Annotated in this window: 15 protein-coding genes; 7 read left to right on the top strand and 8 right to left on the bottom strand. The window is 60.6% G+C overall.

Annotated features, from left to right (window positions below):
* The first annotated feature begins 2 nt into the window (after positions 1–2).
* A complete protein-coding gene (locus K5E40_RS04980; RefSeq protein WP_221729907.1) occupies positions 3–314 on the top strand; it encodes a YqfO family protein in 312 nt (103 codons plus the stop codon).
* A gap of 517 nt (positions 315–831) precedes the next feature.
* Here the strand turns inward: K5E40_RS04980 and K5E40_RS04975 are convergent.
* On the bottom strand, positions 832–1062 hold the full coding sequence (locus K5E40_RS04975; RefSeq protein WP_221729906.1) for a hypothetical protein: 231 nt from the start codon (positions 1060–1062) through the stop codon (positions 832–834).
* Between the two features lie 608 nt (positions 1063–1670).
* Between K5E40_RS04975 and K5E40_RS04970 the strand changes: the two genes are divergently transcribed.
* Positions 1671–2030 carry a DUF6124 family protein gene (locus K5E40_RS04970; protein ID WP_221729905.1) on the top strand — a complete coding sequence of 120 codons (360 nt, stop codon included), beginning with the start codon at positions 1671–1673 and terminating at the stop codon, positions 2028–2030.
* Positions 2031–2201: 171 nt separating this feature from the next.
* Here the strand turns inward: K5E40_RS04970 and nagE are convergent, their stop codons facing one another.
* The 7 genes from nagE to K5E40_RS04935 all read right to left on the bottom strand — a co-directional run bounded on the left by nagE (position 2202) and on the right by K5E40_RS04935 (position 10770).
* The gene (nagE, locus tag K5E40_RS04965; RefSeq protein WP_221729904.1) at positions 2202–3917 is read right to left on the bottom strand and encodes an N-acetylglucosamine-specific PTS transporter subunit IIBC; all 1716 of its coding nucleotides are present in this window, start codon (positions 3915–3917) and stop codon (positions 2202–2204) included.
* A gap of 36 nt (positions 3918–3953) precedes the next feature.
* On the bottom strand, positions 3954–6467 hold the full coding sequence (ptsP, locus tag K5E40_RS04960) for a phosphoenolpyruvate--protein phosphotransferase (RefSeq protein WP_221729903.1): 2514 nt from the start codon (positions 6465–6467) through the stop codon (positions 3954–3956).
* A 34-nt stretch (positions 6468–6501) separates the two neighbouring features.
* Complete coding sequence (locus K5E40_RS04955; RefSeq protein ID WP_221729902.1) at positions 6502–7524, bottom strand: SIS domain-containing protein; 1023 nt, start codon at positions 7522–7524, stop codon at positions 6502–6504.
* Complete coding sequence (gene nagA, locus K5E40_RS04950) at positions 7505–8611, bottom strand: N-acetylglucosamine-6-phosphate deacetylase (protein WP_221729901.1); 1107 nt, start codon at positions 8609–8611, stop codon at positions 7505–7507. The genes K5E40_RS04955 and nagA overlap by 20 nt, the downstream gene beginning before the upstream one ends.
* A gap of 32 nt (positions 8612–8643) precedes the next feature.
* Positions 8644–9375 carry a GntR family transcriptional regulator gene (locus K5E40_RS04945; RefSeq protein WP_221729900.1) on the bottom strand — a complete coding sequence of 244 codons (732 nt, stop codon included), beginning with the start codon at positions 9373–9375 and terminating at the stop codon, positions 8644–8646.
* Positions 9376–9658: 283 nt separating this feature from the next.
* Positions 9659–10174 (bottom strand): murein L,D-transpeptidase family protein, encoded by a 516-nt coding sequence (locus tag K5E40_RS04940; protein WP_221729899.1) that lies wholly within the window; start codon positions 10172–10174, stop codon positions 9659–9661.
* 44 nt (positions 10175–10218) lie between these two features.
* Positions 10219–10770: an NUDIX hydrolase gene (locus tag K5E40_RS04935; protein ID WP_221729898.1), complete on the bottom strand. Its 552-nt coding sequence runs from the start codon at positions 10768–10770 to the stop codon at positions 10219–10221.
* A 147-nt stretch (positions 10771–10917) separates the two neighbouring features.
* On the opposite strand from K5E40_RS04935, the gene K5E40_RS04930 reads away from it, so the two are divergent.
* The 5 genes from K5E40_RS04930 (at position 10918) to purT (ending at position 14231) form a co-directional block, all read left to right on the top strand.
* Positions 10918–11517, top strand: a complete 600-nt coding sequence (locus K5E40_RS04930; protein WP_221729897.1) for a CoA pyrophosphatase — start codon at positions 10918–10920, stop codon at positions 11515–11517.
* A gap of 47 nt (positions 11518–11564) precedes the next feature.
* A complete protein-coding gene (locus K5E40_RS04925) occupies positions 11565–12089 on the top strand; it encodes a gamma carbonic anhydrase family protein (RefSeq protein ID WP_047538150.1) in 525 nt (174 codons plus the stop codon).
* Positions 12086–12301 carry a DUF1289 domain-containing protein gene (locus K5E40_RS04920; RefSeq protein WP_221729896.1) on the top strand — a complete coding sequence of 72 codons (216 nt, stop codon included), beginning with the start codon at positions 12086–12088 and terminating at the stop codon, positions 12299–12301. The genes K5E40_RS04925 and K5E40_RS04920 overlap by 4 nt, the downstream gene beginning before the upstream one ends.
* A 180-nt stretch (positions 12302–12481) precedes the next feature.
* On the top strand, positions 12482–12949 hold the full coding sequence (locus K5E40_RS04915) for a VUT family protein (protein WP_221729895.1): 468 nt from the start codon (positions 12482–12484) through the stop codon (positions 12947–12949).
* 100 nt (positions 12950–13049) lie between these two features.
* Positions 13050–14231, top strand: a complete 1182-nt coding sequence (purT, locus tag K5E40_RS04910; protein WP_221729894.1) for a formate-dependent phosphoribosylglycinamide formyltransferase — start codon at positions 13050–13052, stop codon at positions 14229–14231.
* Positions 14232–14240 lie beyond the last annotated feature (9 nt).

Genomic DNA, 14240 nt, shown 5'->3' with positions numbered 1-14240 from the left:
CCGTGTACAAGCTGGCGTTTTTTGTTCCTGACAGTCATGTCGAGGTGGTCAAGGAAGCCGTATTCGCTGCCGGTGGTGGGCGGATCGGGGACTATGACCACTGTGCTTGGCAGGTGCTCGGTTTGGGCCAGTTTCGACCTTTGGACGGCAGCCAGCCGTTTATTGGGCAAGCAGGGCAGGTCGAGCAGGTTGAGGAATGGAAGGTTGAGCTTGTGGTGGCGGATGAGTTGATTCGCTCTGTAGTGGCGGCTTTGAAGTTGAGCCACCCGTACGAGACACCGGCTTATGAAGTGTGGCGGCTGGAAGATTTCTGATAGCCGCTTATTACAAGAAACCCGCAGATGAGTGATTGTCTGCGGGTTTTTTGTTGCCCCCGATTTTTTGCGCGATGGGGTTCCTATGTGGGAGCGGGCTTGCTCGCGAAGGCGTCGGCTCAGGCAATGATGTTCTGGCTGACTGAGTACATATCCATTGCTGTGGTCACGGCGGCTTAGGGTTCCGCCCTTACGGCGGGTCACCTTTTCCAAACGCCGAAAAGGTAACCCAAAAGGCTTGCCCCAACGTTCGGCCCACTCGCTAAGGCTCGGGGTTCCTTCGCTCCGGGATCCATCCGGGGCATCGCCTCCGGTTTGCTTCGCTGCACCTCCTCTCGATGTTCTCCCCGGATGAATCCCTGCGCTCAGCCTGCCGACGGGGCCTGTGGATCAAGATCAAGATCAAGATCAAGAGCTGCAGCCGAGCTAACGCTCATCCTGTTGAGTGTGTGGGGCGAAGCGGGCGAGGGGGCGCTGCTTTTGCTTTTCTGTGTGGTTTGTCAGCGATGGCGGTTAACTATTCAGCAGGCTTCGCATTTTGGCTGTCCAGGTACTCTTCCAGGCTTAAACCATCATCCTGATCTCTGTTGAATGCATCCCAAACCGTCTCTCTGAGTAACTTGCTGTAGCCCTTGGTGCCTTTTGTGAATTCCTCGAGAGAAACGCTTCCGTCCTGGTTTGCGTCAAGGTCTCTGTAGGTTTTGATCAGGTGTTCTCGTTGTTCTGCGTCTGTCATTTTCTCTGTCATGTCATAGCCATCCTTGATGAGTTGAGCGTTGAGTTATCGAGGCTACGACATAAAACGGCCTGATTCAGTCAACGTAATAAGGTCGACCGAGGCGGTCAACTGTCAGACCTGACAGTTGACAGTGCCGGCAATGTGGGGGCGATTTCATTCCTGAATGCACCGGCTCACGTGTGTAGCTGCCGAAGGCTGCGATCTGTTGATCCTGCTTTTGATGTTGAAACGTCAAAGTCAAAAGATCGCAGCCTTCGGCAGCGCCTACACGAGGGAGGCGATTGGCGTTGTTTAATCGGATGTGAGATCGCCAGAACCTTCCCACAAGGTTTTCAGGTTGTCCGTCGGACGTCGGGTCTCTAGTCTTTGGCTGTCACCGCAAATCGGTGATCGGGTGTGAGAACCCGGGCAAGAAGTGTTATTCCAGCATCGGTACGTCATAATCGCCGCCAGCTTATTGCTGCCTGCAATCAATTTATGGCGGCTGTGTGCGGGCAGACTTCGGTCTGGCCGGAAGTTCTGCTCCTTGCCCGGTTTCTCACCCCGCACATAGCTGCCACCATTTCGCCGCGTGAGAAACGGCAATTGGATGGCTCCGATCATTAAGGAGTTTTTCAATGACCAAGCCCGTACCCGACCCACCCGAAACCAAAACCCCACTCGAAGAAGCCCTCCGCGCTGAAGACCTGGCCCGAAACCGCGAAGCCATCAAACGCGCCCTCGACTTCTACCTGTGCCCCGAACCCGCAAAGCCACGCCGACCGAGCACCATGTTCATGGTCTGCCCAGAGGTCGATACCGAAAGCCTGCTCGCTCACGCCTGCGAATCGTTAGCCTCGGCAAGCACTGCCGCCAGCCACTTCGCCGATGAGCTAAGCGGTTCGCAGCGCAGCACGGCGTTAGGCATCCAGCAAATCGTCATGCTCGCCGAACTGGCGGTAAACCGGGCACTGGATCGGGTAGACCCGCAAACCTGATTGATCAGGTTTACCGTGTCATCGTTCTTCGCGAGCAAGCCCGCTCCCACAGTTTTGATTGAGTAGAGGCTCGACGGGCGTCATCGCTGGCAAGCCAGCTCCCCATCTGGAATGCAATCACCTTGTGGGAGCGGGCTTGCTCGCGAAGAGGACCGCTCAGACGCTGTAGATTTAAACCTTTGCACCGACCTCACTGCGATTGACCAACGCCTCAAGCGCTCCACTCAAACTCGCTGCTTTATCCCCCACCAACAAATGCCAGACCCCGCCTTCCAACTGGCTGACACCCTGACAACCCAGCTCTTTCAACTGCGCCTCCGACAGGGCCTTGCCATCGGCCAGCAGCAGTCGAATTCGGCTCATGGCAATGCAATCGAGTTGCAGCACGTTGTCGCCGCCGCCCAGCGCATTCAGCCACTGCTGAGCTTCCGAACCCGCGACCACAAGCGCTTTCGGCTCTTCGGCAACCACCGCAGGCGTCGCCACCAGAGCACGCCCCAACGCCGGCATCGCCAGTCGAATTTCATCAGCAATGCTGTCGGCCATCGGCCCTACGACAACTTGCAAACTGCCACCCTTGCCCGGGCGCACAACGGCCATCGCACCCAACGCTTTCAGATCGGCATCGGATGCTTTGTTGCGATCCACCATCTCCAAGCGCAGACGGGTCGTGCAGGCACCGACAGTCACAAGGTTCTCTGCACCACCGAGTGCCTTGATGTAAGCCCCGGCGCGTTCGTTTTCGGCTAACACGGTTTTTTCAGCCGTCGCCACGTCCTCACGCCCCGGCGTTTTCAGGTTGAAACGACGAATGCAGAAATCAAACACCACGTAATACACGACGGCATATGCCAGCCCGACCGGAACCACCAACCAGCCATTGGTCGACCGGCCCCAGCCCAGCACCATGTCGATAAAACCGCCGGAGAAGGTGAAGCCCAAATGGATGTTCAGCGCATTGGTGATTGCCATCGACAACCCGGTCAGCAGCGCATGCAGCAGATACAGCAACGGCGCCAGAAACATGAAGGCGAATTCAATCGGCTCGGTCACGCCTGTCAGGAATGACGTCAGCGCCATCGACAGGAAGATCCCGCCCATGACCTTGCGCCGTTCCGGCAGGGCGTTGCGGTACATCGCCAGGCACGCGGCGGGCAGGCCGAAGATCATCATCGGGAACATGCCGGTCATGAATTGGCCACCCTTTGGATCGCCGGCGAAGTAACGCGACAGATCGCCGGTCACCAGTGCGCCAGTAGTGGGGTCGGTAAAGTTGCCGAACACGAACCACGCCATGTTGTTGAGGATGTGGTGCAGGCCGGTGACGATCAGCAGGCGGTTGAACACGCCGAAGACGAAGGCGCCGAAGCTGCCGCTTTCCATCATCAGGCTGCCGAAGCTGTTGATGCCTTGCTGGATCGGCGGCCAGATATAGCCGAACACCACGCCCAGGCCAACCGCCGCAAACCCGGTGACAATCGGCACGAAACGCCGGCCACCGAAGAACGCCAGGTACTCCGGCAGTTTGATGTCCTTGAAGCGGTTGTACAGCGCGCCGGCCATCAGGCCGCTGACGATCCCGGCGAGCATGCCCATGTTGATGCTCGCATCGAGCACTTTGAGGGTGGAGATCATCACCAGATAACCGATCACCCCGGCCAGGCCAGCGGTGCCGTTGTTGTCCTTGGCGAAACCGACGGCGATGCCGATGGCGAAGATCATCGCCAGGTTGGCGAAAATCACCTGGCCGGCGTCGTGGATGATCGCGATGTTCAGCAGGTCGGTATCACCCAGGCGCAGCAGCAGCCCGGCAATCGGCAGGATCGCGATCGGCAACATCAGCGCGCGGCCGAGGCGTTGCAGGCCTTCGATGAAGAGTTGGTACATGGGGTTCTCCCTGCTCTTTTATAGAGAGCTTTTTTGTTAGCGCAGAGGCCAATGTTGATGACAGGCGTGACGCACGGCCGAGGCGCTGCTCAGCTTGAGCAAGTCGCGGGCGAGGCGTTGGCATTCGGCTTCGTGCAACTGGCGCACGCGATCCTTGATTTCACCGATCTGCACCGGGCTCACCGAGAGTTCGGTAACGCCGAGGCCGATCAGCACTGGTGTCGCTAACGGGTCCGAGGCGAGGGCGCCGCACACACCGACCCAACGTTTGTGCACCGCCGCGCCTTCGCAGGTCATGGCGATCAGGCGCAGCAGCGCCGGGTGCAAGGCATCGACCCGTGCGGCGAGGCCGGCGTGGTCGCGGTCCATGGCCAAGGTGTATTGGGAGAGATCGTTGGTACCGATGGACAGGAAGTCCGCGTGTTCGGCCAGTTGTTCGGCTTGCAATGCGGCGGCGGGGACTTCGATCATCACGCCGATTTCCGGGCGTTGAGTGATGTTCAGTTCCAGACACAAGGCATCGACCCGCTGACGGATATGCAGCAACTCATCGACTTCGGTGACCATCGGCAACAGGATCCGGCAACGCTGCAACGGGCTGACTTGCAGCAGCGCGCGCAGTTGCTGATCGAGGATTTCCGGGCGGGCCTGGGCCAGACGAATGCCGCGCAAACCGAGCACCGGGTTGGCTTCGGCGGGCAGCGGCAGATAGTCGAGTTGCTTGTCGCCGCCGACGTCGATGGTGCGGATGATCACTGACTTATCGCCCATGGCATCAATGACGGCTTGATAGGCGGCGCGCTGTTCTTCGACGTCAGGCGCAGTCTGGCGGTCAACGAACAGAAACTCGGTGCGCAACAGACCGACACCGTCGGCGCCGTTGGCAAACGCATCCGCCGCTTCATGGCTGGACGCAACATTGGCGACCACTTCGATGGTCACGCCATTGCGGGTTTCGGCGGGCAGATGAGCCTTGGCTTGTTGCGCATCGCGGCGTTGTTGGCGGTCGATTTGCGCTTGCTGGACGTCGGCCAGACGTTCAGTGCCGGGCGTCAGTTCGAGGCGCCCGCCGTCGGCGTCGAGGACCACTGCTTGGCCTGGCGGCTGATCGAGCAGAGCCGCACCCAACGCCACCATGCACGGCAGACCTTTGCCCCGCGCCAGAATCGCGACGTGCGACGTCGCACCGCCCTCGGCCATGCACAATCCGGCGACACCTTGAGCGCTGAGTTGCAGCAAGTCCGATGGGGTCAGTTCATGGGCGGCGACGATAGCACCGGTCGGCACCTCGTAATGCCAGGCTTCGCCAAGCAGGGCGCGTAGCACGCGTTGCTTGAGGTCGCGCAGGTCGTTGGCGCGCTCGGCCAGCAGCGCGCTGCCGGTTTTCTGGAGCACGTCGCACTGGATGTCGATCGACTGACTCCACGCATGGGTGGCGGCCGTGCCTTGCTCGATGGATTGTCGTGCGGCGTCGAGCAGGGCCGGGTCTTCGAGCAAGGCCAGATGCGCGGCGAAAATCGCTTCTTCGTCGGCGCTCCTGTGTTGTTTCGCTTGGGCGAGGGTGCTGCCGATTTCGCCGCGCACCTGATCCAGCGCCGCTTCAAGTGTTTGCTGTTGCGCCAGCGGATCATGATTGCCCGCGTCCGCCGGCAAACTGATCGCATTCAAATGAAACAACGGCCCGCCCACCAACCCCGGTGCGGCGCACACACCGTGCAACACATCCGCCTCGGCCGGGCGCTTGAGCGGTGCAACGCTGATCGGCGCGGCGACGTGATGATCATTCGGTAGCGCGGTGGCCAATGCCGTGAGCAACGCTTGCAGGGCGGCTTCGGCGTCCGAACCCTGACAACTGACTTGCACCTCATCCTGTTCGCCGACCGCCAATCCCATCAACCCGATCAGGCTGTTGCACGGCGCCGATTTACCGGCGAAGTGCAGCTGCGACTGGCTCTTGAAACCCAGCGCAGTCTGGCGAATCAGCGCTGCCGGCCGGGCGTGCAGACCGCCGCGATGAGCGACTTGCACATGGCCCTGAACCTCTGGCCCGCCAACGTCTTCAGTATTCGCCGCCGAGTTGTTGCGCGAGATGATGTGCAGCAACGGCTCGCCGACTTTCACCGTTTTGAGGGTGATCGGGCGCACCTGGAAGTCTTGACTGTTGGTCAGAATCAACAGGCTCACCAGACTTTTGCATTGCTGGCCGACCTTGTCGACGTCATAGCGCAACAGCGGTTGCCCCTTGCTGACTCGCGTGCCTTCCTTGACCAGCATCGAGAAGCCTTCGCCGTTCAGTTCAACGGTGTCGAGGCCCAGGTGCAGGAGGATTTGCGCGCCGTTGTCGGCACGCACGGTGAGGGCATGGCCGGTGCGGGCGACGTGGATGATCACCCCGGCGCATGGCGAATACAGGGTGTCATTGATCGGGTCGATGGCAATACCATCGCCCATCGCGCCACTGGCGAACACCGCGTCCGGGACTTTGGCGAGCGTGAGCACCGGGCCGCTGAGCGGGGCGCTGAGGGTCAGCTCTTTATTGTTGTTGTGCATGGCTCGGTCTCATCAGGTGTGCAGTCAGTCGGACTTAGTGCGTACGGGTCACTTTGCTCAAGTGGCGCGGTTGATCCGGGTCCATGCCACGGGCCACGGCGAGTCCGGCAGCCATCACGTAGAAACTCTGGATCGCCAGGATCGGGTCGAGGGCCGGGTGTTCGGCGCGGGTCAGGGTCAGGTCGCGTTCGGTGACGTCATCCGGCGCTGCCAGCAATACGCGAGCGCCGCGTTGACGCATCTCTGCCGCCAGGCTCAGCAGGCCGGCCTGCTCGGCACCGCGTGGGGCGAAGACCAGCAACGGATAGTGTTCGTCGATCAGCGCCATCGGGCCATGACGGACTTCGGCGCTGCTGAACGCTTCGGCCTGGATCGCCGAGGTTTCCTTGAATTTCAGCGCGGCTTCCTGGGCGATGGCGAAACCGGCACCACGACCGATGACCATCAGGCGTTCGCAATCGCGCAGTACGTCGATGGCCGCGCTCCAGTCCTGTTGCGCCGCGTCGCGCAGGCCTTCAGGCAGGGCGTTATGCGCCTCGAGCAATTCGTTGTCCTCTTTCCAGTGCGCGATCAAACGGGCGCTGGCGCTGAGGGTGGCGATGAAACTCTTGGTCGCGGCGACGCTGCTTTCGGTGCCGGCGAGCAGCGGCACGCTGAATTCACACGCGGCTTCCAGTGGCGAATCGGCGGCGTTGACCATCGAAACGCTCAGCGCTCCACGCTTGCGCAACAAGCGCAGGCTGTTGACCAGATCAGGGCTCTGACCCGATTGCGAGAAGGCAAAGGCCACTTGTCCGCTGACCTTCAACGGCGCTTGTTGCATGGTCACCACCGACATCGGCAACGATGCCACCGGCACGCCCAATTGCTGCATGGTCAGGTAGGCGAAGTAGCTCGCCGCGTGGTCGGAGCTGCCCCGGGCGACGGTCATCACCACTTGCGGCGGCTGACGGCGCAGGCGCCCGGCGATCTCGATCAATTGTGGGTCGAGCTGTTGCAGTTGGGCTTGCACGGCCTCAAACGAGGACAGCGCCTCTTCAAGCATTTTTGAAGTCAATGTCTTCTCCTTCGACCATGACGGCGGTCAGTGTGAGTGAGCGATCCAACCGCACGCAGTCGGCCCAGGCGCCGGGTTCAAGGCGCCCGCGTTCGTTGATGCCGAGGTAGTCGGCGGGAAATTGAGACAGACGCTGCGACGCTTCACTGATCGGCAAACCGATCTTCACCAGGTTGCGCAGGGCTTGGTCCATCGTCAGGGTGCTGCCGGCCAGGGTGCCGTCGGGCAGTCGCACGCCGCCCAGGCATTTGGTCACGGTGTGGCTGCCAAGTTTGTATTCACCGTCGGGCATGCCGGCCGCTGCGGTCGAGTCGGTGACGCAATACAGGCACGGGATTGAGCGCAGGGCCACGCGGATGGCACCGGGGTGTACGTGGAGCAAATCCGGAATCAGCTCGGCGTATTTGGCGTGGGCCAGTGCCGCGCCGACGATCCCCGGTTCGCGGTGATGCAGCGGGCTCATGGCGTTGTACAAATGGGTGAAGCTGGTCGCGCCGGCCTCCAGCGCGGCGACGCCTTCCTCGTAACTGCCCAGGGTATGGCCGATCTGCATGCGGATGCCACGGTTGCTGAGCTCACGGATCAAACCGTCGTGGCCGGCAATTTCCGGGGCAATGGTGATCACCCGGATCGGCGCCAGAGCCAGGTATTCCTCGACTTCGGCCATCAACGCGGTGTGGGCGAAGTTCGGTTGGGCGCCGAGTTTGCCGGGGTTGATGTACGGGCCTTCAAGGTGAACGCCGAGCACCCGGGCGCTGTTGGCCGGGCGCTGTTCGCAGAACTCGCCGACGGCTTTGAGCACGCTGGAAATCTCGGCGCTGGGTGCGGTCATGGTGGTGGCCAGCAGCGAAGTGGTACCGAAACGCACATGGGTCTTGGTGATCGTCTCGAAGGCGCTGGCACCTTCCATGATGTCTTTGCCGCCGCCACCGTGAACGTGCAGGTCGATGAAGCCCGGGAGCAGATAAGGCAGGTCGTTATCAGCCGGATCGCAGGGCACGCCTTCGATCGACACGATTTTGCCGTGTTCGTGGATCAGCCGGCCGCGAACCCAGCCGTGGGCGGTGAGGATGTTGTCTTCGGACATTTCGGTTCTCGCTGTTTGACGTCTGCGCCCGTTTAACGGCGCAGCTCTGCAACAAAGTCGTAGTAGTCGTTGCGGCAATAGGTGTCGGTGACTTCGATCGGCGTGTTGTCTTCCAGATAGCCGACCCGGGTCATCAGCAACATGGCGGTGCCGGGGGCGATGCCGACCAGTGCGGCGAACTCGTCCGAGGCGTTGATGGCCTGGATGTGCTGCAAGGCGCGCACGATCGGTTTGCCGATGCCGTCGAGGTATTCGTAGAGCGAATCACCGACCAGTTGTGGCTTGGGCATGATCGCGGCGGGCAGAGTGCTCATCTCGATGGCCATCACGGTGTCGTCGGCTTTGCGCAGGCGTTTCATGCGCGCGACTTTGTCGTTCGGCGACAGGCTCAGGCGGATCAGTTCTTCGTGGGTCGGCAGGGTGATGTCCCGCTCCAGCCATTGCGAACTGGGCACGAAGCCCTTGAGGCGCAGCATCTCGCTGAAGCCCGACAGACGTGAGAGGGGTTGTTCCAGGCGCGGGGTGATGAAGGTGCCGGAGCCTTGTAGGCGACGGATCAAACCTTGATCGAGCAACACTTCCAGCGCTTTGCGTGCAGTCACGCGGGAGATGCCCAACTGTTCGCTGAGATTGCGCTCGGACGGCATCGCCTGTTCGGCTTTCCACTGCCCGGCATGAATCGCCGCTTCCAGATTGCGCGCCAGTTGCAGGTACAGCGGCGTCGGCTGAGAGTCGTCGGGACGTAGGGCGTGGAGGTCGTTCATTCAGGTCATTTCCGGCGCGAGTATAGGATTGTTGTGGCTCGCTTGTTGGGCGCAAATTAATACCACTTGAATACCATGTCAACGCAGGGAAATGGCGATTGGCCCAATGAAATGGAAGGTTGTGGAGGGGAGTGTCTTAAGTGGTATTAGAGGTGGGTTGTAAAAAGCAAAAGATCGCCGTCTGCGGCCGCTCCTGTCGTTGAAAGTGGTATCAACCCTGTAGGCTCTGCCGCAGACGGCGATCTTTTGATTTATTTTTTTGCAGGTGACCAGTGGTGGGTCGTTACGGGCGGATCTCGATCATCGTGCCGTCCGGCACCAGGCCCCAGACTTCGCGCATGTCCATGTTGCGCATGGCGATGCAGCCGTCGGTCCAGTCCAGCGTGTGGAACAGATCCTCGGGGGTGTCCTCGGTGTCGGGTGTGCCGTGGATCATGATCATCCCGCCGGGGGCGACCCCTTCACGTCGGGCTCGCGCCGAATCGCTGATGTTCGGGTAGGAAATGTGCATCGCCAGGTTGAATCGGTCGCTGACCTTTCGCCAGTCAATCCAATAGAAACCTTCCGGCGTGCGTTTATCGCCTTCAATCAGTTTCGGACCTTTTTTCGCGCCCTTGCCCAGGGAAACCCGGTAGGTCTTGAGTGGCTTGCCGTCGGCGATCAACTGCAACTGATGAGCCGATTTGAGCACCAGCACTTTTTCGATCAGAGGGGTATTGGACGGCGATACGGTGGTCACGAATGACGCTTGCGAGACCGTGACGAACGACAGGCAGAACAGGGCAAGCAACCAGCGCATTGAAACGATTCCCCAGGGAGTGATGCAGATATTCATAGATGCTTTTATGTGATGACCGGCTGAGCGAGTGGCGGGATCGATTCCGAGCGAACCGGGTAGGTCTCGGCACGCCGATCAGCGAAGAAGCATTCTAAGGTACGGCCCACCGTGCGGAAAGCCAGCTCGTCCCATGGAATGTCGGCTTCGTCGAATAGTTGCACTTCGAGGCTCTCGGGGCCGGCGGCAAAGTCCAGGTCGACCAGCTCTGCGCGAAAGAACACATGCACCTGGCTGATGTGCGGCACATCGATCAGCGTATAGATGCTCAGGTTACGCAGCCGGGCGCAGGCTTCCTCGGCGGTTTCGCGGGTCGCGGCCTGTTCGAGGGTTTCGCCGTTTTCCATGAAGCCGGCAGGCAGTGTCCAGTAGCCGAGGCGCGGCTCGATGGCGCGGCGGCAGAGCAGCACTTGGGTGCCCCAGGTCGCGACGCATCCAGCGACGATATTGGGGTTCTGATAGTGAATGGTCTGACAGCTATCACAGACAAATCGCAGCCGCGAATCGCCTTCGGGAATGCGCTGGGTCACCGGGTTACCGCACTGGCTGCAAAATTTCATGCTGAGGTTCCTGAATGCTGCGCCTATCTTGGCGTGCAGCGGTGCCGGTCGGCAAGTTGTCGTTTCGCGACACAGCAAGATTCGGGGGCTTGGGCGCTCGCATTGATTGGTGCATGATGCTGGGCAAGGCACAGATCGAGAACACTCATGCTGGACGAGCTACTGCATCGGGTAAGCAACCACACACCGCGCACGCTGGAGACCGACTCGCGTTTTCCCGAGGCCGCCGTTCTGGTGCCGATCACTCGCAGTGACGAGCCGGAACTGGTGCTGACCCTGCGCGCCAGCGGCCTCTCGACCCACGGCGGCGAAGTCGCCTTTCCCGGCGGGCGCCGCGACCCCGAAGACCCTGATCTGATCTTCACCGCCCTGCGCGAAGCCGAAGAAGAGATCGGCCTGCCGCCGGGCCTGGTCGAGGTTATCGGCCCGCTCAGCCCGTTGATTTCTCTGCACGGCATCAAGGTCACTCCGTATGTCGGCGTGGTTCCCGATTTTGTCGAGTATCTGGCCAACGACGCCGAGATCGCCGCCGTCTTCAGCGTGCCGCTGGAATTCTTCCGCAAAGACCCGCGCGAACACACCCACCGCATCGACTACCAGGGCCGCAGTTGGTACGTGCCGAGTTATCGATTTGGTGAATACAAAATCTGGGGGCTGACGGCGATCATGATCGTCGAGTTGATCAATCTGCTCTATGACGCGAAGATCAGCCTGCATCAGCCGCCTAAAAGCTTCATCAACACCTGAAGCCATCGCAGCAATGGCCGCTCACCGTGAGCCCTGAGGACAACAAGATGAAATACCGCTTGGGCGACGCCCGTGTCGAAACCCATCCACAGAGCTGGGTCGCCCCCAATGCCGTGCTGGTGGGCAAGGTCAAACTCGAAGAGGGCGCCAACGTCTGGTTCAACGCCGTACTGCGCGGCGACAACGAACTGATCCTGATCGGCAAGAACAGCAACGTTCAGGACGGCACGGTGATGCACACCGACATGGGCTATCCGCTGACCATCGGCACCGGCGTGACCATCGGCCACAACGCCATGCTCCATGGCTGCACCGTTGGCGATTACAGCCTGATCGGCATCAATGCGGTGATTCTGAACGGCGCGAAGATCGGCAAGAATTGCATCATTGGCGCCAATTCGCTGATCGGCGAAGGCAAGGAAATCCCTGACGGTTCGCTGGTGATGGGCTCGCCGGGCAAGGTCGTGCGTGAGCTGACCGAGCCGCAGAAAAAGATGCTCGAAGCCAGCGCCGCGCACTATGTGCATAACGCGCAGCGCTACGCCCGTGATCTGGTTGAGCAGGAAGAATGAATACGCCTGAAAGACCCGTCGCTTCGCCCTGCGTGAGCATTTGTGCGCTGGATGAGGATGATGTTTGCACCGGGTGTCAGCGCACGGTCGAGGAGATTACGCGCTGGAGCCGGATGAGCAACGACGAGCGCCGTGTTGTGCTGGGGTTGTGTCATGAGCGGGCGAAGGCGAGTGGGCTGGTGTGGATGATCCCTGGGAAATCCGGCTTCTGACACGGCGCCTTCGCGAGCAAGCCCGTTTGTATGGATCTATTGCATACACAAAATCTGTGTTCACTGTAGATCCAATGTGGGAGCGGGCTTGCTCGCGAAGAGGCCGGCAACGCCACGACTTCTTATTGGCCCAAAACAATCCCTGAAGTAACCTGTGCGCCAATTTATCAGGTCGCCCCCATGATTTTCCTCATCGCCTACATCAGCAGCGTCGTGCTGATCAACTTCGCCTTCTCCACCGCGCCGCACCTGGACGTCATCTGGTCGGCTTGGGGCGGCTTGGTGTTCGTGTTGCGTGACATGGTGCAAACCCGCTTCGGCCATGGCGCGATCGTGGCTATGTTGGCGGCGCTGGTGTTGTCCTACGTGACGTCTGATCCGTCCATCGCATTGGCCAGCGCTGTCGCGTTCGGGGTCTCCGAGTGCATCGACTGGCTGGTGTTCAGCATCACCAAACGGCCGTTGCGCGACCGTTTGTGGATCAGTTCGGCGCTGAGCATTCCCCTCGATACCTTCATCTTCTTCGGCATGATCGACGCCTTGACACCGCCCGTGATCATCACCGCTCTGGCCTCGAAGTTTGCTGGCGTGACGGCCGTCTGGCTGATCATGGCCTGGCGTGATCGCAAGCAGGCCGTCGCCAGCTAAAGCCAAACCCGCGGGTTCATGTAAAATGCCGCGCTTTCTCCCCATGGAAAGTGCGCTCGGCGTTGCTTTCCTCGATGATCCGCTTCTTTGAGGACCTGAGATGACCCGTATCGGAACTCCATTGTCGCCAACCGCGACCCGCGTATTGCTGTGTGGCTGTGGTGAGTTGGGCAAGGAAGTGGTGATCGAACTGCAACGCCTGGGCGTTGAAGTGATTGCCGTCGACCGCTACGCCAACGCGCCGGCCATGCAAGTCGCTCATCGCAGCCATGTGATCAACATGCTCGACGGCGCCGCTCTGCGCGCCGTAATCGAAGCCGAGAAACCGCACTTCATCGTGCCGGAAATCGAAGCCATCGCCACCGCGACGCTGGTCGAACTGGAAGCCGAAGGCTTCACCGTGATCCCGACCGCCCGCGCCGCGCAACTGACCATGAACCGCGAGGGCATTCGTCGTCTGGCCGCTGAAGAGCTGGATCTGCCGACCTCGCCGTACCACTTCGCCGATACCTTCGAGGACTACAGCAAAGCCGTTGAGGATTTGGGTTTCCCATGCGTCGTCAAACCGGTGATGAGTTCGTCGGGCAAGGGCCAGAGCCTGCTGCGCAGCAACGATGACGTGCAGAAAGCCTGGGACTACGCGCAAGAGGGCGGTCGTGCCGGCAAAGGTCGGGTGATCATCGAAGGCTTCATCGATTTCGACTACGAAATCACCTTGCTGACCGTGCGCCACATCGGTGGCACCACGTTCTGTGCGCCGGTCGGCCACCGTCAGGAGAAGGGCGACTATCAGGAGTCGTGGCAGCCACAAGCCATGAGTCCGATTGCGCTGGCAGAATCCGAGCGTGTTGCCAAAGCGGTAACAGAGGCACTGGGTGGCCGTGGTCTGTTTGGCGTTGAGTTGTTCATCAAAGGTGATCAGGTGTGGTTCAGCGAAGTCTCGCCGCGTCCGCACGATACCGGTCTGGTGACCTTGATTTCTCAGGATCTCTCGCAATTCGCCCTGCACGCGCGGGCGATTTTGGGTCTGCCCGTACCGCTGATCCGTCAGTTCGGGCCATCGGCTTCGGCGGTGATTCTGGTGGAAGGTCAGTCGACTCAAACCGCGTTCGCCAACCTGGGCGCTGCGCTGAGCGAGCCGGACACAGCGCTGCGTCTGTTTGGCAAGCCTGAAGTCAATGGTCAGCGCCGCATGGGCGTGGCGCTGGCGCGGGATGAGTCGATCGAGGCTGCTCGTGCCAAGGCGACCCGTGCTGCTCAGGCTGTTGTTGTAGATCTCTAAGACCGGGGC

Source organism: Pseudomonas baetica, from assembly GCF_019733355.1.
GTDB lineage: Bacteria > Pseudomonadota > Gammaproteobacteria > Pseudomonadales > Pseudomonadaceae > Aquipseudomonas > Aquipseudomonas baetica_A.
Note: the sequence above shows the minus strand (reverse complement) of the source record. Positions and strands in the feature narration are given on the sequence as shown.